Here is a 17410-nt window from a genome sequence, read left to right as displayed (position 1 = left end):
TACAGCCTCGCGCGGGACACAGCGTTTACAATAGCCCGGATCGAAGTTTCCGGTAGCCGGGATCGGGCCTGAAGCCGCGCGCGGCGAGGCTCGGGCCGCGTTCCCGGCGGCAGTTTCAGCCTGAACCGGCTACCCCAGGCAACAGGATCAATGGCAAAAGCTCCCTATACCGCGAGCGCGCAGGCATTGCCGCACCGCATGTCGCGCCTCTTCACCGAAATCCGCTGGATTCTGCAGGTGGCCCTCGGCGTGTTCCTGCTGATGTCCCTCGTCAGCTACAGCAGGCACGACCCGAGCTGGACCCATGCCGCGCAGGTCGACCATATCTCGAACTGGGCGGGCCGCGTCGGCGCGTGGACCTCGGACATTCTGCTGCTGCTGTTCGGCCTGTCCGCCTACTGGTGGATCGTGCTGCTCGGCCGCCACATCTCCGCGAACTACAGGCGCATCACCCGCAACGAAGAGCCGCAGGACGACGACGCGCCGCGCGGCGTCAGCTGGCTCGCGGACGCGTTCGCGTTCATGCTCGTGCTGCTGTCGTGCAACGGCCTCGAGGCGCTGCGCATGTGGTCGCTGAGAGTGCAGTTGCCGCGCGCGCCGGGCGGCGTGATCGGCGAGGCGGTCGCGCGCGGCATCTCGCATGCGCTCGGCTTCACCGGCGGCACGCTCGCGCTGCTGCTCGGTCTGGGGATCGGATTGTCGCTGTACTTCCGGTTTTCGTGGCTGTCGGTCGCGGAGAAGGTCGGCGAATCGATCATTTCCGCGGTGACGTTCGCGAAGCTGCGCCGCGAAGCCGGGCTCGATCGCAAGCTCGGCGAAGCGGCCGCCGTCAAGCGCGAAGGCAAGGTCGAGAAGGGCCGCGTGCGCATCGAGGAGCACGAGCCCGTGGTGATCGTGCCGCCGCTCGCCACGCCGGCGAAGTCGGAGCGTGTCGAGAAGGAACGCCAGGTGCCGCTCTTCACCGATCTGCCCGGCGACTCCACGCTGCCGCCCATCTCGTTGCTCGACCCCGCGCCCGCCGCGCAGGAAACCATTTCCGCGGACACGCTCGAATTCACGTCGCGCCTGATCGAGAAGAAGCTGAAGGACTTCGGCGTCGAAGTGAGCGTGGTCGCCGCGTATCCGGGCCCGGTCGTCACGCGCTATGAAATCGAGCCGGCCACCGGTGTGAAGGGCAGTCAGATCGTCAACCTCGCGAAGGACCTCGCGCGTTCGCTGTCGCTCGTGTCGATCCGCGTCGTCGAAACGATTCCGGGCAAGAACTACATGGCGTTGGAGCTGCCGAACCAGCGCCGTCAGACCGTGAGCCTGTCCGAAATTCTCGGCTCGACCGTGTATGCGGATGCCGCGTCGCCGCTCACGATGGGTCTCGGCAAGGACATCGGCGGCAAGCCGGTGTGCGCGGACCTCGCGAAGATGCCGCATTTGCTCGTCGCCGGCACGACCGGTTCGGGCAAGTCGGTCGGTATCAACGCGATGATCCTGTCGCTGTTGTACAAGGCGAGCGCCGAGCAGGTGCGCATGATCCTGATCGATCCGAAGATGCTCGAAATGAGCGTCTACGAAGGCATTCCCCATCTGCTGTGTCCGGTCGTCACCGACATGCGTCAGGCGGGCCATGCGCTGAACTGGGCGGTCGCCGAAATGGAGCGCCGCTACAAGCTGATGAGCAAGGTTGGCGTGCGTAACCTCGCCGGCTACAACAACAAGATCGACGAAGCGGCCAAACGCGAAGAGAAGCTGCCGAATCCGTTCAGCCTCACGCCGGACGATCCGGAACCGCTGACGCGTTTGCCGAACATCGTGATCGTCATCGACGAACTGGCCGACCTGATGATGGTCGTCGGCAAGAAGGTCGAAGAGCTGATCGCGCGGATCGCGCAGAAGGCGCGCGCGGCCGGCATCCATCTGATACTCGCGACGCAGCGTCCGTCGGTCGACGTGATCACCGGCTTGATCAAGGCCAACGTGCCGACCCGTATGGCGTTCCAGGTGTCGTCGAAAATCGATTCGCGCACGATTCTCGACCAGCAGGGCGCCGAGTCGCTGCTCGGCATGGGCGACATGCTGTATCTGCCGCCGGGCACTGGTTTGCCGGTGCGTGTGCACGGCGCGTTCGTGTCGGATGACGAAGTACATCGCGTCGTCGACAAGCTCAAGGAGCAGGGCGAGCCGAACTATATCGAGGGCATTCTCGAAGGCGGCGTGAGCGGCGAGGGCGACGAAGGCTCGGCGGGAACCGCGTCCACCGAAGGCGAGTCGGACCCGTTATACGACCAGGCGGTCGACGTCGTGCTGAAGAACCGCCGCGCGTCGATTTCACTGGTGCAGCGGCACCTGCGCATCGGCTACAACCGGGCGGCGCGTCTGCTCGAACAGATGGAGAATTCGGGCGTGGTGTCGGCGATGTCGTCGAACGGCAATCGCGAGATTCTGGCGCCGGCGCGCGAAGCGGAATAGCCGCAACAAGCCGTTGCGGCTATTGCGAGCGCCGCTGCGTATACCGCCATGTGCGCTATTGCGGCTCGACGCCGGGCCAGTCCCTTTGTGTTCAGCGAGGGCGGCGACCCGGCACAGCCCATCACCGAATTCACTCAACGGAGAAATACCTATGCAAGCAATCGCGCAGCAGGATGCCCGACAGCGTCGAGCGGGGCGCCTCGGCGAGCGCGTGTGCCGCGGCATGCGCAAGATCGCGCGCGCCGCCGGCAGTGTCGCGATCGGTGCGTCGCTGTTCGTCGCGTCGCACGCGTTCGCGAGCGGCACCGAGCAACTGAAGGCCTTCGTCTCGCAGGTCCATTCGGCGCGCGGCACCTTCGTGCAACAGGAAGTGCGTGCGCCGAGCAAGGCGCAGGGCGCGAGCGGCGCGCTGTCCACCGCGAACCCGGGCAAGCCGACCACCTCGAGCGGCACGTTCATGTTCGCGCGGCCCGGCAAGTTCATCTGGCAATACGAGAAGCCCTACTCGCAATTGTTGCAGGCGGACGGCGACAAGCTCTTCGTCTATGACAAGGATCTGAACCAGGTGACGGTGCGCGCGCTCGGCAACGCGCTCGGCGCGAGCCCGGCGGCGATCCTGTTCGGCAGCAACGACCTGGAGAAGAATTTCACGCTGCGCGACGCGGGCGTGAAAGCCGGCATCGACTGGCTCGAACTGACGCCGAAGGCGAAGGACACGCAGTTCGAGCGCGTCGGCATCGGCTTCAAGGACGGCAATCTGGAAGCGATGGAATTGCACGACGTGTTCGGTAACGTCACGCTGCTGACGTTCTCGAACATCCAGAAAAATCCGCCACTGCCGTCCGATGCGTTCAAGTTCACGGTGCCGAAGGGCGCGGATGTGATCAACGGGTGAGTTGCGCGGTGCGCGCCGGCGAAGCCGCGCTTTTCGAGCGCGGCTTTTTTATTGTGCGCGGCACGTGGCGCGTGGATTGCTCAACATGCGCGCTCTGTGCCGCGATGAAAATCAAATCCTCGTGCCGGCAGACGTAATGATTTAGTGCGAGACTGTAAAGACCGGCATCGCTGATGGGCTGAGTTAGCGCGTACGATCATTTCCAGGATTTGGGCGCGCAGTCTCTAACAATTTTTTGCTGCAACGCAACAAAATAACGCCTAAACTGATTGAAGCTGGTTGTCGCTTCGAATGTCTGGAAAGGTGAGGCATGTCATGAGATTGTCTTCTTCGCACGATTTACGCTTCTCCCCGTCCCTCCATGTATTTGAGCAGGAGGGCGGATGGCATTGGGGAATCACGGTTCCACGGTCGGCCGGAAGTGGTTTCAAGGTCGTGGCATACAGCGAAAAAACCTTTGTCGATGAGGCCGAAGCCCATCGGGAAGGCAACCGCGCGCTTGAACGTTTTGCCGACGAGCCGTCGGTTTCCCTCGAACGGCAATAACGCCATAGATTTTTCATGCATAACGTGCACATTATTTCGATCGCCGGTGAAAACCGCAATGATTACCTGTCGGTAATACTTTGATATGCAACAAATTGCATATCTTTTTTGACTTCCGAAAAATCGTAGCGATAATGTCTCGTTTTTGAGATATCGCTCTTACGTTGACTTTCGCGGAATATGAAACCACCCACGCGCTCAGCGTGGAACTGGACGGCGTGAACTATGCCGGAACCTATCGCGTCATGACGGGCACCGTCGTTGTCCACTTCGCGAACGAGAGCAAATTCGCGTCGTACGCACCGAACCGGCCCGAGACCGTCGCCCGTTGGCTGCTCACGGACCTGTGTCGAAAGGTCGAATCGCGTCGGCGCAAAGCCGCGAAAAAATAGCCGGCGGCGCGAACAGCGGCTGGCGGCTTCACGGTCATAAAAAAAGACCTGCAATTGAACTGCAGGTCTTCGTTACTTTCTGGCAGCCGCGTCTAACGCAACGCGCTCAGACTAATGCGCTCATGCATACGCAGTCTTGCGCGCCGATACGAACACGTAGTAGCACGCCGCACCGATCGCGAGCGACGGCAGCGTCGCGCCGAGATTCGGCAGCCATTGATTGATCACCTGATACGAGGCGATGCCGATCGCCCAGGCGACGAACGCGCTCAGGTGCCAGCCGCCCGAGAAGCCGTAGCGGCCGCGCACATCGGCGAGCACCGCGGCATCGATGCGACGCTTGCGCACGATGAAGTGATCCATCAGCACGACGCCGAACAGAGGCGCGAATACCGAGCCGATCAACAGCAGGAAATTCTGGTACTTCGCCATCGGCACGAGCAGCGCGATCAGCGTGCACAGTGCGCCGAACGCGGCCGACAGCAACGGCACGCTCGCGCGTGTCCAGAACGTGCCGGTCGACACCGCGGCCGAGTGGATATCGGCGAACGCATTGTCGATTTCGTCGATCAGGATCAGCAGCAGCGCAAACCCGCCGCCTGCTTGCGCGAGCGCGCCGGTCAGCAATGCATCGCCGCCGCCGGCCGCGAGGCCATAGACCGCGCCGAGCGCATAGAACCAGATGTTCGCGATGCCATAGCCGTACAGCGTGCCGCGGAACGTCTCGCCGGCGCGGCGGCCGAAGCGCGTGTAGTCGGCGATCAGCGGCAGCCACGACAGCGGCATCGCGACCACGAGGTCGACCGCGCCGCCGAACGACATCTCGCCGGTGGCGGGACGCTGCATCAGATCGGCGAGATTGTGGCGCGCGAGCAGGTTCCACGTGAGCCACGCGGCGCCCGCGAGCAGCAGCCAGATTCCCCACTTGCGCAGAAAGCGCCGCACGAAAGACAGCGGGCCGCTGATCGCGAGCAAGGTTGCGAGCAGGCCAAAGATCACGGTCCACACGAGCGGCATCGACAGGCCGAAAGCCTGCTTCGCGAGCGCATCGGCGGAATCGCGCATCACGATCACCTCGAACGAGCCCCAGCCGACCAGTTGCACCATGTTCAGCACGGCCGGCACCGACGCGCCGCGCACGCCGAGCGTCGGACGCAGCGACGACATCGCCGCGAGCCCGGTGTCGGTGCCGATCACGCCCGCGAGCGCGAGCAGCACGACGCCGATCACGCTGCCGAGCACGATCGCGACGAGCGCATGCGGCAGCGACAGCCCCGGCACCAGCAGCGCGCCCGCCTGGGCGACGAGCAGGCCGATGCCGAGCGAGAACCACAGCGCGAACGCGTCGCCGGTACGGAACGCGCGGCGCGCGTCGGGCACCGGCGAGAGCGGCGCGTAGGTGGAGCCGGCTTCGCCGGCGACAGAATCTTGTGCCATCTGATGTGTGTTCCTCCTGGTGGTGCGGTGAAGCTCTGTGCTGTGAATTTATGCGCTGTCGGCACGCCGGGTCGGCCATCGCGCGGTCGCCGTCACTGTCATAATGCAGGACGTTGCCCGCGTTGTTGCCTCTGCTTGCGGCCGTGCGCGGGCTTTCCGCTTGTCCTGCGCGGCGCCGCTCGAACGCGGTGCGTACCCGGAAAGCCGAGATTATCCCCAAAACGTCATGTTTGAAGAAACCCGTGCCAATGTTCCGCTCGCCGAACGCCTGCGGCCACGCAATATCGACGAAGTGATCGGCCAGTCGCATCTGCTCGGTCCGAACAAGCCGCTCAGGGTCGCGTTCGAATCGGGCGAGGCCCATTCGATGATCCTCTGGGGCCCGCCCGGCGTCGGCAAGACCACGCTCGCGCGGCTGATGGCCGATGCGTTCGACGCGCAGTTCATCGCGTTGTCCGCGGTGCTGTCGGGCGTGAAGGATATCCGCGAGGCGGTCGAGACCGCGCAGATCCATCGCGCGAACGGCCATCAGACGCTGGTGTTCGTCGACGAGGTGCATCGCTTCAACAAGAGCCAGCAAGACGCGTTCTTGCCGCACGTCGAGTCGGGCCTGTTCGTGTTCGTCGGTGCGACGACCGATGTTGCCCGTTATTTTTATACATAGTTTCTTGACGGGCGGGTTTTGACCTTGTTTCTCTCTTTGGATAGGGCAAGCCGGCAAAGCCGGCGCGTCAGGCGTTCGAGTGTGTGCAACTCCGGTACCGCCCTGTGGGCGGCTGTCCACACCTTTATGGTGTGGGCAGCGGAGTTGTGCACACGGGGAACAGGCACTGGTTCCAAAAAAGGAAAAAAGCGGCGCGTGAAAGAGAACTCACACTGGCGACCCACTTACTTTGTCCGCCTGTAACAGGCGGCGGAAGGGGGCGGGACTTGAGCTATCGCGCCTTCGAGGCAAGCGGTCTAAAAAAAATGCGCTATACGGCGCATGACATGAAACGAAATTCCGCTCAGCCACATCTACCTTGACCCAAACGAGCTTGCGGCGCATTTGGGGCTTTCCGTCAGAACGTCCTACTGCGAGCAAAACATCGCCCTTGGCTCCTGCCGCCCCGCGCTCAGCTTTATGACCAGGAGCTTCTTCGTTGGCGGCAGGATGTAGCCAGCGCTTGGGTTCAAAGCCGCGGGTGCAGCATCGGCCTGTAGCCATTCCATGCCCCAATCGGGAACCTTTCTTTTAGCCTCCGCCACTAGAGAAGCTGCCCGGGCGTCACCTCAAGAGCCGCGGCGAGCTTCTCTAGTGTCTTCAAATACAGCTTCGTTTCGCCTTTCTCGAGGACGGATACATAGCCCCGCTGAAGCGTCGCCCGCTTTGCTACCACGCTCTGGCTGAGGCCGGCAGCCTCCCGCGTCGACTTCACATTTGCCATCACCTGCGCGCTCGAAATGAGACGTTCGCTGTGGGTGCCAAACACGACCTTCGTGCCCTTTGGGGTGTCAAGCAGCGCCGCCAGCTCCACCCCTAAGACTTGAGCAAATCGAGCGGCGCGGTCGAGTGAAACGCTAACCAGATTGCGTTCAATGCGGCTAATCAGTGTCGAGTCCACCTCGGCCCGGCTCGCCAACTCGCTTTGCGACCATCCGAGTTCTTCGCGGCACCACTTGAGATTTTGGGCGAAACGTTCGGCCAGAGACGTCATCGATAGCCAGATAAATTTTAAGGCGCCGATGGTCCCACGCGATATGAAGTCAGTCTACGGTCAACTTTGTATAGAACAACTTCATATAGACTAAGTTTATATAGACAAACTTCGTACACCAGCGTAAATTTCACGTCTACATTTGAGCTCAGGCCTTCCGCGCTCACAGTCGATTTTCTTTGGGTGCAATACCCTCCCAAACTTGAGGAAGAAGGATGCCCACCTCGTCAGGGCTTTGGCGCCTGTACCGCGACGACCCGTTCCCGCGTATTCAGTTGCTGGCGGGCGCAACCATAGGGGAGCGCCGTGAATCGCTCGGAGCAGTAAAAGACTGCGATATCCTGGTTGTTGCGGGCGGGCTTGGCTTTCTTGATGAAGCAGTACCCGCTTTAGTGGCAACAGGCTTGCCGTCAATTTATGTCTTGGGCTCAAGCGAACTGGCAGGGTGGGACCCAATTGAGGCCGTCAAATACGCGAAGTCTCTGACTGCCGGGACGGCGGTACATGTGTTGGAGAAGGATGCGGCTGTCCTACAAGGAGTGCGATTTCTCGGAACAACTCTGTGGACATCCTTTGATGGCTGGAGCTCACCCCTCGTTGCGGAATGTCTTGAACATTGCCCGGACTTCAACCTTGTCGACGCATCATCGTGGTGGGACGACCCGCTCTTTCGCCCGCAGGCTGAGGCGTTTTGCCGGCAAGCGGGAATTCCATCCCCGACGCTTCGTGGGCATCGGGCGCGGGCATTCCATCCGGTGATTTCCTTCATCGAGAACGGAAAAGCCGTGGGTTGGCTGACCGAACAACTGGATGCACCCTTCGATGGACCGACAGTGGTTGTCTCAGATAACTCGCCAGTGCGCGCGCCGTTGCGAGCGGTTGCGCATTACCGGTCTGAGGACGCAGACCCGCTCAGCTGGCCGGGACGTAGTGACCGAAGAGCGAATGCCCGATTATTCGCACAGGCAAACGACCTGGAATGGCTGCTTCGTCGTCATCGCACCGACATTGACGTATGGATGCACGGCCGTGTACCCGCTCACAGCGATATCGCTGTGGAGGCCGTCCGGGTCGTTTCACGTTCAGGCCGGTGCGTTCGCGTCGACGGCGACATGCCTGTCGACGCAATGCTGTCTCGACATCTGGCAAAGCAACAGGTGCGACAAGGCTCCCGAGGTGAAGCTGCTGAGCTGCCGCAAGAGCTAAACGCAATCATTCATCCGCCGCCAGTGGACATTGAGGCTGGATTGAAGACACCCTTGTCCAAAGCGTTGCTGCCAACGGTCCAGCAGATGAAGCAACATGAAATTGCGATTCGCAACACCGTGCCGCTCACCATAGGCATAAGCTCAATTCATCGCGAGCGCACCTGGCGTGTGATTTACCAGGAGATGAAAGGTCTCGCTGAATTAGCACAGGCAATTGGCGCCACTGAAAAGGAATTGTTTGCCAGCGACGACCGGCTGTCCGGTGTGAATTTGTCCGATTTGGTCGAGGCGCCGCACCGCTATCCGATGGAAACGACGCAGCAGAAACAGTACGACTACTACTCGAAGGTCGACAGTTTGTCAGCGCGAATCGACGACATTGAGTCGCTGCCTTCTCATGCTACCCGTCAGCTCGTTTTGTGGTGCGATTTGGCACACGACGTATTGAACACGCTAGCGTCTGCCGGCATAGATGCGAAAGTAGCTCGCCCGCCTATTGCTGCGTTACGCATCGCTTCTTGCACCGCATTCGTGGAAGTAGTGATGGCCCGCGATTTAGACGAGCGGACGGCGATTCTTCATCACCTGATTGCCGCGCACCCGGCCCGAGGCGAGCTACAACCAGCCATCTGTGTGGTGGACGCTGCCGCTGTCCACGAGTCTCGAATACTTCTGCTTGACCTGAAAATGCTGAAGGAAGTCACGGGCAGCATTTCAGCGGCTGCACTGCCTTCATAGGAGAACCTGATGATGGACAGAAAATTGCCTGGTGGCATTTCTGGGACTCCGCGAACATTGGCATCGCAAACGAGGTCGACGATGATGGAAGACGACTCGTCTGGGGCGCCCTTCGACCTCGGGTCGCACCTTCTGTTTGTCGATAGCGAGTCCTCGCTTGTGGCGCCTCATGTTTTGGAAGCACTCCGCGCAGGGCTTGTCGCCAACGCCACGGGAGTCCCGCTCACGTCGCGAGGCTTGTTATGACTCGAAGCGACGCAAGTCGGCTTATGCTGCTACTCCTTACATCGGCAGGATGCGCGTGCGCCGGCCTAGTGCTGGGGCGCCTCATTCGTGGGCGGCGACCGGAAATTGAAGGCGTCCTGCCCCGCATGGGGATGAGTGCTGCATTTATACGTGACGCGTACGCCACAAGTGTCTCGAAGCACACGCGCTTAACGTGTGTTTTTGAGTCCATATATCTATGCTGCTGCGAAGCTGCCGAAACACGCGGTCTGTCGTTGGACGGTCTGGACCATCCGGACATAAAGCTGATTGAGGTCGGCCTGTCTGCACTGGGTGTAACCGAAGCCGAGCGATTTGCGGTCCAGAAGCTGGCTCAGTGGAGAGCCGACGCATCTCCCTTTTTACCAGAGACATCAGTGGACGATGCTTGTCATCTGGCCGAGCGCATTAACAGGCGAGCGATTTCGGTGTTCGCGCGGCTCCGCAACCAATTCTGCTAGGAGAACAGCCTTGCGCCTCCAGATTGCATCCGATTTGCATCTTGAGATGCTGTATCGATTCCCGGGGTGCCGGGTCATTGCGCCTGCGCCAGATGCAGATGCATTGATTTTAGCCGGCGACATCCATTCACATACCCATGGCATCCGCATGTTTGCGAACTGGCCGGTGCCAGTATTCTATGTTCACGGAAATCACGAGTGTTATGGGGCTCACTATTACGCTGTTATCAAAGAACTAACGCGAGTTGCGGCCGCTGCGGGCGTTCATTACCTCGAGCGCGATGTAGTCAACCTACCGGGTGTGCGTATTCTCGGCACGTGTCTCTGGACCGATTACGCCGTAGACGGTCACGCGCCGGCGGCAATGCGCGAGGCGCAGCGATGCATACGGGACCACAGTGTAATTCGAGTCAATGAGGGGCAGGACTTCACTCCGACAATCGCGCGCTCTGAGCACACCAAATCGCGCTCCTGGTTGCAACAACAATTAGAGTCGCCTTTTGCCGGTAAGACCGTGGTCATCACACATCACGGCCCGCATCGCAAGTCTGTGCATTCACGATACGCCGGTGACTTGCTGAACGCCGCTTTCGTGTCCGACCTGACACCTCTGGTGGAGCAAGCAGACTTGTGGGTCCACGGGCACGTTCACGATTCGTTTGATTACAACGTTGGTAAGTGCCGCGTGGTTGCAAATCCAAGAGGTTACGCGCGCAATAGACTGTACGCCGATGAACTAAGCCAAGTTGAATGGGAGAATTCCGCGTTCGACCCATTGCTGGTTGTCGGAATCTAGGCCCCGATTTGTGTACTCCAATGGGTCAATGGGTCGAGACAGCTCATGAGGCGCGCGGACGGAGGAGCACGAGCATGAAAGTACGGGCTTTACTGCATAGCTTGTGCGAAGGTGACCCTGAAGCAGTTGTGCTCTGGCTGCTGACGTATGCTGATGCAAGCGAAACCGTCAATACCCCGTGGACCTGCGATGCGGGTAAGCTCTGGCGGGTAACGTGTGCCGTCCGTTCGTGCCAGTGGTGCTCGTGATGAAGCCGAAAACGACGCTACGCGAAAAGCTTGCGCAGCAAACGCTTGAGGGAAGGCGTGCCATGGTCAGGCGGGGCGAGTTGCTTCCGTCGTGTGAGTTCATCGAGCGTCTAGGCGTTAGCGAGAAGCGCCTATCTCGACTGTTGGATGATGGAAGCACATTCGCGATTGAGGTCGATGGCGCACCATACTACCCCGCTTTGTTGGCAGAACCCGGACATGACCACAAACGGCTGCAGTCAATCTGTCGCATTCTTGTGCCCGCACCGCCGGAGTCACGGCTCGACTTTCTGTCGTCACCGCGAGGTAGCTTGGGTGACCGCAGGCCTCTCGACATGTTGAATGACGACAGCGACTACAAAAATCTCGGCAGTCTGGCAGCGACATGGGCCGCCGAATGGTCCCGTACAGTGGTCACGCTTTATGAAGGTGAACATGAGGTAGAGCCACGCGATGTAGAGCCACTCTACAGAGCCGTAGCCGAAGTTGACCCCAGAAGACCGTTGTGGGAGCGCGCTTCAGAAGCGCTTCACACATATGGATACGAATGGCCGCTCGGGCCTTATCCCGAAGCTCGTGCGTTCACCGTGTTTGTTGAACGCCAGGCGGCAGGCTACTCACAGACGGCCCTGGAAGCTTGCATGCAAATCCTCGCACAGGATTACTTCATCCGCATACAGATAGTATTTTCACTGGCTCCGGCGCGCGAACCGAAGACCGCGCCTGTTGGCAAACATAGAAGTGTTATTGACGTTGCAAAAAAAGTAGTCGCCTATCTTCGGAAGCCGTGACTGCGGTTCCGGACGATGACCTTGTGGCGATTGTGCGCGAAATCCTCGCTGGACAACGTGCACCGTGACAGCGCCCACGGCACGCGCATGGCGGCAGAACGCAAATTGGCGAGCACACCAGCGGCGGCGCCGGCTAGTCCATCATGGGGAGCTTTTGTCGCCAGACTTGTTTGCAGGAAGTTCGGCATCTCACGCAGCCGGCTGGTGACCATGGAGCGGCGCGGCGAACTGTTTTCAGTCGATGTTAGTAACAGACCGTACTACCCGACGACACTTGCCGACCGGTCGCTTGACCGTCATCGGTTACGCAAGTTTTTGGGACGCCTGCCATCATCAATGCCACCAATCGCGAAATTTCTCGTGGAGGTTGGTCGAAGAGGGCTCGCTGGAAGACAAGAGTTCGGTGCAGTCGATGCGACGTGGAAAGCGTTGCCGTGTGGCATTAAAAATTGCAGACAGCGAGGCGGATGCAGTTCGACTGGATAGTGCGCTAAAGGTCGGCGAAGGCTCGGGAAGTGCTTCCCGATTCGACAGCCAGGCGTTCCTTCGGCGCATGCAGGCAACGTATCCCCGCTGAGGAAAGCTGGACATTCGCGCGGCCCTATAAACGTCGACAAGCGGCCCCGACCGGTGGCGGCGGATGTCTCGGTGAGGCCCCCTGTTGACCACGTTCGGCGGATAGACACAGAACCCGCGAGCCAGACACCCGATATCGATGTTGGTGGCTCGTGCGGAAAACTCTTGGAGGCACACTCCCTGATGGCGACTGAAACCACTGTGCACTTGCACGCAGGTATGTACCTCGCACATGACCTCTTGAGCGCAATGCCGCTTGTGTGCATCGGGCAGTATGTCGCCGTGCCGGGCGAATTGCTTTGGGAGCGTGTTGCGCAGGCACTTCAACGAGTTGAGCCCATAGGTTCCTATCCAAAGACTAGCGCACTAACCATGTTCGTGCGTGATGACGGTATGCTAACAGCTCGCTTTGACGTCGTTATCACGGGGCGCGGCGCTGAGGCGACCCTCGTCACCCAAAGCCTGCCTAGGTGGAAGCATGCTCCCATAGCGGTGAGCCCAGACGACGACGTGCTTGCCATTGCTAGGAAGCTGTTTGCGGTGGGGCTACGTGATGCGAGATAGACCGAAATCACCGTGGCGGGAAATGAGCAACTACGAGCTCATGTCTGTCGCGGAAATGGCGCGACTGCTGAACGTTAGCCGCCGCTACCAGTTCAGGCATGTGATGTTCGGCATGAAATCGAGTTTTCAAAAACCTACCGAAGACTCATATAAGTCAATGACTTAAAGGTTGTCTGTCTATTGGGAAGGCTGTCCCTGAGGCGATGGTCCAGCAAGAATGCGAGCAAACGCCGCCCGGCACTGTGTGCAGGTGAAGTGCTCTTCTCGCCGGGTGTCCTCCACAGACCCCACGCTATTGAGCACAAGGTGTTCCAGCTGAGCTAATAGGTCTTGTACTTTCAAAGTGCAATCAACCTTTGTTGCATGATGCGACAAAGTATAGTAGTACGAATCTTCTGCCTGTCTTGTGCTAGCATCGTCTGACTGCAATTAACGCGGGAGCACCACGTGCAATACGACGACTTGATTCGAGATGCCCGCAATGAGGAACTCATGCCGTCCACCCGGGTGTACGCGGTGTTTAACGCTATTTCGACATGCTGGCAAAGCCCCGAAGCACTGATGCAGCCCCCAACAGCGCTTCCGGAACGGATTGAACGTAGCGACGCAGGGTTGGTGCGTCAGCTGGCGCGTTGGGCGATGCAGGAAGCTCCGCAAGGTGAACTCCCTATGACACCGGATGTCGCAGTGGCTCTGGCTGAGCGTGTGCACAAAGCCTTGGGGGCGAAGTATGATGCTGCATGGCGGTAACAAAGAATTGCCTCCAAGGCCCCTACCGGACTATGAGGTTGGGTAGCGCAGGTTGGTGGGACCTGCCGAAAGGACTACAACCCGAAGGCTACGCGCTACAACGCTGGTGTAGTCGTTGTCACACTCGGCGGGGTCGCCGGGGTGCAGCGAATCATAAGGCTCTCCGCGGTACAGTCCGCGTTCATGCGTCCAGGTTTCCGACTGTATATCGACCTGCTGCACCGCATCGGCTTCGCTCGCGTCTGCGTGTTGGTCCAGAAAAAACACTTCGGCTTCGGGGTCCGCGTGCGCCAGCTGTGCCAGTAGCTCTCTCACTTTCATACACTTGCTCCCATGCTGACAGGTCTTCCGGGTGACTCACTATATATCCCTTCACCGCTTCGCTGCGCGGGGCGTGTTGGCAATGCGACTTAAAGAGCGAATCGTGCCCGCCATCAAACAGCGAAACAGCGTCGTCATTTTGCGAGCAGAACTGGCGCCGCTCGGCAGCCCTGCCCATGTGACTCGGGTGCTGTCTACGCTGGTACGCGAAGGAAGGCTGGTGCGGGTAAGTAAAGGCGTGTATGCCAAGACACGCATCAACAAATTTTCCGGGAAATTGGCGCCTGCGGCCACGTTTGAAACCATAGCCATCCAACCGCACGAGAGCGGTCGTTGCTGCACCGCCCTTGTGGCCAATGAACACAGTAAAACAGCGACCGCCCAAGCGAGGGCTGTTGTGTCGCTCCTCACTCATTTCGAGTACGCGCAGCGCTTCCTGCAGCGCGTCGAAGCGTCTGCTGTCGTATGGTGTAGCGCTGCCTTCAATGTCACACAAGTGGGTCAGCTCTTGCAAGCTGTCAAAGTAATCTCCGTCAAAAATCGAGATTTTCAGCGTGCGAGCAGTCATGTCAGAAACGCTCATACTTGATGGTGCGGGTACCGACTTGGATTTTGCGGCGTATCCGGCGCTTGCCTGTGTTCACAACTCCGTCCATTTGAATCTGAGTTGTTGTCCCAGCGTTATACTCACGCGCCAGTCGCCCAGGCCAAACTGCGATGCCCAGCTTGTGAAAAGTTTCCGCGACTGTCCGGACGATGGCGCGGTCGAAATTGTGCGCAAAGTTATCGCGGCGCAATTCCCATCCTGACGACGTCCCACTGTGACAGGAGCCAAAACGTGAGATTTTGGGATGCGAGACTTTTATTGAGTGATGAGTCCCGATAGCTCAAGCCGATGACATCCATCCAAGCGTTATTCCGAAAGAAAAAACGGCCACCTTGATGAGGTGGCCGTTGTTTTTTTCGGTGAGATACTGTGCGTCGGCGCATTCGGCTGGCCGGCGACCAACCGACTGCTTTTGGAGGTCTCTGGCGCGTCTGGGAGCAGGCTGATGATGCTCCGGCGTTGCCATAACCATGCTGACCGTCAATGCAGGCCAGCCTCTCCCAATGAATCGCACGGCACATCTCACTGCTTGCTTTGCTCGCAAACGAAGCTTCCATTCAACGAGTGCCGGTATCAAAATCCTTCGGAAGTCGCTGGCGCATTGCCTTCGGATACAGATGGTCTCGAACATCCTTGAAGCGCTCGCACTTCTTCTTCAATAATGCGTAGATAGTAGCAAGACAGATGAAGCACTGGTCAACATCTTCTTGAGTGACCTTCGTCTGCCGTGTACCGTGGGCTATGTCATTGCGTATGTCCTTCACTTTCTTGAACGACTCCATTAAACCGCCCCACAACGCAATTTTCTCGAGTTCTTTGACATTTATTCTGGCGACAATCCGTAACTTCTCATCTAGCGCCAAATGCTCGGTGGCATGATGGAGCTCCTTGGGAATTGATTTTTTGAATATCTCAATGAATTCCGAAGTCAACGTCTCAATCGCAGAGAAGTACGTGAAGAAACTCGTTTTCAGATTCCCGGTTTCTTCTAGCACGTAGCCCTCAAGAACGAGTTCACTCAAAAACGTGAGCTTATCTGCGGCATCATTTGACAGTCCAACTATGTCGAACATAGCGACGGGTGTGGCCGAAGCCAAAAACGCTGCATTTGTATTCGCACTTCCGCGCAGTTGAACGCATGCTTCATCACGGGATATCGAATCGATTCGGTATTCTAGTTCCCGGCTGCTGTACGCCGCGACATTTCTCATGAGCTCGCCGTCTATTTCTACGCCGTAATCGTAGAGCGTAGCTCTGTACAGCTTTGTGTACTCATCCGAAAAATGCACCTGTTCAAACAGCGAATAATCTTTGTCCGTCGATTTTTCGTACGGAGTTGCTGACTCATCGATATCTACGCGAAGCAATTTCTCAACTCTCACAACACTAACCCCAGTCATCTGGGCAAGTGCGAGCGCCTTTGATTCAGAAATCTTTTTTAGCAATTCTTTCATTTGTATTTTTGTGCTTGTGACGATGTACAACGATTTTCGCCCCATAAGTTCTATAGAACCGAGGGGCAACCCTTCTCCAGGGGTCAGTTGCAGTTAGTGCTTGCCATGCCGCCGCCGAGGTTCATCGTCGTGCAGTGGACGGGTGCGCTCGTCAGATGCACGGTCTGCGGTTGCCGTGCGTTGACCGCCTGCATGTAGGTCGCCCACGCCGACATGCTGTTTGCAAACTGCTGATTGGCAATCTGCTGAGCCTGTAGCTGTCGCTCCTGGTTTTCAACGAGGCGCGCCTCCCGGTACTGCTGGGCCGCGTCGACGGCGGCTTTTCCGATTGAATACCGGCGCTGCGCGAACTCGCCGTAGGTAAGCTTCTGTTGGTACAGCGCGACAATCAGTTCGCTGACCTTTCCTTCAGCCTCTGAACCAAACGACATCTGCTGTCTGATGAACGACTCATCCAGCGCGGTGGCGTTGGCGCGCGCCGGATTAACCGCGCGCTCGCGCGCGATACACGCGTCGCGCAGCGTAGCCCACTTCGCGACGAGCGGCCTCTCGGTGGCACTGGGGAAGGAGTCAAGCGACGCATACTGGAACGGCGGCGGGGCGTCCAGCTTGCGTGAAAACTCGACCTTCTCCCGCAGCAGGTTCAGCTCCGGGATGGCCATGTCGGTCTCGCACTGCTTGTGTACGGTCTCATACTGTGCCGCTATGGCATCATGCTGCGCCTTTGCCGCATCTGCAGCCTCCTGGCGATGCAGGCTGCCGCCGCCGTTCGCATATCCCTTGGTTCCCGGAAGACAATCCGCCCAGGCGATACCCAGCGCGCAATCCGCCGGGTGATTAGCGAATCCCGGTCCAACGCTGCTGCATCCAGCCAGCACAGCAATCGCCGCCGATAACAACAGCCGATTCTTCTTCATGTTTCTGCTTCCCCGTTTGCGGTGCCGTACCGGCGCTGCCGGCATATGTCTGTCGTGAGTTCCCGAATTCTAATGCAGCTCGTTGTTCCCGACGCTATCGGAAAAACCCCGCGGGTAAGTACGCGGTTTGAGACTGCGGAAAACGTTTGCCACCGAAATGCAAGTTTGTGGAAGACCACAGGGCTAAAGTTTTTCGTCGACCGTGCCGTCAGTCAGCGTGAGGTGAGCCAAAAAAGTGCCTCTCTTGAGGTGCTGACCGGCCGAGTCGAAGTGCGTACATCGCACTGA

General features: G+C 59.0%; 15 protein-coding genes and 1 pseudogene. 10 read left to right on the top strand and 6 right to left on the bottom strand.

Going from position 1 to position 17410, the window contains the following annotated elements:
- Window positions 1–150: 150 nt before the first annotated feature.
- From AB3X95_RS34325 to AB3X95_RS34315, 3 genes are all read left to right on the top strand, one after another.
- Complete coding sequence (locus AB3X95_RS34325) at window positions 151–2460, top strand: DNA translocase FtsK (RefSeq protein ID WP_176121170.1); 2310 nt, start codon at window positions 151–153, stop codon at window positions 2458–2460.
- Between the two features lie 151 nt (window positions 2461–2611).
- On the top strand, window positions 2612–3355 hold the full coding sequence (gene lolA / locus AB3X95_RS34320; protein ID WP_176121171.1) for an outer membrane lipoprotein chaperone LolA: 744 nt from the start codon (window positions 2612–2614) through the stop codon (window positions 3353–3355).
- A 315-nt stretch (window positions 3356–3670) separates the two neighbouring features.
- Window positions 3671–3901 (top strand): hypothetical protein, encoded by a 231-nt coding sequence (locus AB3X95_RS34315; protein WP_368623615.1) that lies wholly within the window; start codon window positions 3671–3673, stop codon window positions 3899–3901.
- Between the two features lie 62 nt (window positions 3902–3963).
- Here AB3X95_RS34315 and AB3X95_RS34310 read toward each other — a convergent pair whose 3' ends face one another.
- Window positions 3964–4347: a hypothetical protein gene (locus tag AB3X95_RS34310; protein ID WP_368623614.1), complete on the bottom strand. Its 384-nt coding sequence runs from the start codon at window positions 4345–4347 to the stop codon at window positions 3964–3966.
- Between the two features lie 66 nt (window positions 4348–4413).
- A complete protein-coding gene (gene cytX / locus AB3X95_RS34305) occupies window positions 4414–5730 on the bottom strand; it encodes a putative hydroxymethylpyrimidine transporter CytX (protein WP_368623613.1) in 1317 nt (438 codons plus the stop codon).
- A gap of 226 nt (window positions 5731–5956) precedes the next feature.
- On the opposite strand from cytX, the pseudogene AB3X95_RS34300 reads away from it, so the two are divergent.
- A pseudogene (locus AB3X95_RS34300) lies at window positions 5957–6370 on the top strand (AAA family ATPase); the annotation flags it as partial.
- A 607-nt stretch (window positions 6371–6977) separates the two neighbouring features.
- Here AB3X95_RS34300 and AB3X95_RS34295 read toward each other — a convergent pair.
- Complete coding sequence (locus tag AB3X95_RS34295; protein WP_368623612.1) at window positions 6978–7427, bottom strand: helix-turn-helix domain-containing protein; 450 nt, start codon at window positions 7425–7427, stop codon at window positions 6978–6980.
- A gap of 215 nt (window positions 7428–7642) precedes the next feature.
- Here AB3X95_RS34295 and AB3X95_RS34290 point away from each other — a divergent pair, with 215 nt between their 5' ends.
- From AB3X95_RS34290 to AB3X95_RS34270, 5 genes are all read left to right on the top strand, one after another.
- The gene (locus AB3X95_RS34290) at window positions 7643–9373 is read left to right on the top strand and encodes a hypothetical protein (RefSeq protein ID WP_368623611.1); all 1731 of its coding nucleotides are present in this window, start codon (window positions 7643–7645) and stop codon (window positions 9371–9373) included.
- Window positions 9374–10108: 735 nt separating this feature from the next.
- The gene (locus AB3X95_RS34285) at window positions 10109–10894 is read left to right on the top strand and encodes a metallophosphoesterase (protein ID WP_368623610.1); all 786 of its coding nucleotides are present in this window, start codon (window positions 10109–10111) and stop codon (window positions 10892–10894) included.
- Between the two features lie 247 nt (window positions 10895–11141).
- Window positions 11142–11933, top strand: a complete 792-nt coding sequence (locus tag AB3X95_RS34280) for a hypothetical protein (RefSeq protein WP_368623609.1) — start codon at window positions 11142–11144, stop codon at window positions 11931–11933.
- A gap of 241 nt (window positions 11934–12174) precedes the next feature.
- Window positions 12175–12510 carry a type II toxin-antitoxin system ParD family antitoxin gene (locus AB3X95_RS34275; protein WP_368623608.1) on the top strand — a complete coding sequence of 112 codons (336 nt, stop codon included), beginning with the start codon at window positions 12175–12177 and terminating at the stop codon, window positions 12508–12510.
- A 1010-nt stretch (window positions 12511–13520) separates the two neighbouring features.
- On the top strand, window positions 13521–13823 hold the full coding sequence (locus tag AB3X95_RS34270; RefSeq protein WP_368623607.1) for a hypothetical protein: 303 nt from the start codon (window positions 13521–13523) through the stop codon (window positions 13821–13823).
- A 30-nt stretch (window positions 13824–13853) separates the two neighbouring features.
- Here the strand turns inward: AB3X95_RS34270 and AB3X95_RS34265 are convergent, their stop codons facing one another.
- Window positions 13854–14144, bottom strand: coding sequence for a hypothetical protein (locus tag AB3X95_RS34265; RefSeq protein WP_368623606.1), 291 nt, complete (start codon window positions 14142–14144; stop codon window positions 13854–13856).
- A 103-nt stretch (window positions 14145–14247) separates the two neighbouring features.
- Here AB3X95_RS34265 and AB3X95_RS34260 point away from each other — a divergent pair, with 103 nt between their 5' ends.
- On the top strand, window positions 14248–14733 hold the full coding sequence (locus AB3X95_RS34260; protein ID WP_368623605.1) for a DUF6088 family protein: 486 nt from the start codon (window positions 14248–14250) through the stop codon (window positions 14731–14733).
- Window positions 14734–15308: 575 nt separating this feature from the next.
- On the opposite strand, the gene AB3X95_RS34255 is transcribed toward AB3X95_RS34260, so the two are convergent.
- The gene (locus tag AB3X95_RS34255) at window positions 15309–16205 is read right to left on the bottom strand and encodes a hypothetical protein (protein ID WP_368623604.1); all 897 of its coding nucleotides are present in this window, start codon (window positions 16203–16205) and stop codon (window positions 15309–15311) included.
- 83 nt (window positions 16206–16288) lie between these two features.
- Window positions 16289–17122: a hypothetical protein gene (locus AB3X95_RS34250; RefSeq protein WP_368623603.1), complete on the bottom strand. Its 834-nt coding sequence runs from the start codon at window positions 17120–17122 to the stop codon at window positions 16289–16291.
- Window positions 17123–17410 lie beyond the last annotated feature (288 nt).

Source organism: Paraburkholderia sp. BR13444 (genome assembly GCF_040948755.1).
In the GTDB taxonomy this organism is placed as follows: domain Bacteria; phylum Pseudomonadota; class Gammaproteobacteria; order Burkholderiales; family Burkholderiaceae; genus Paraburkholderia; species Paraburkholderia youngii.
Note: the sequence above shows the minus strand (reverse complement) of the source record. Positions and strands in the feature narration are given on the sequence as shown.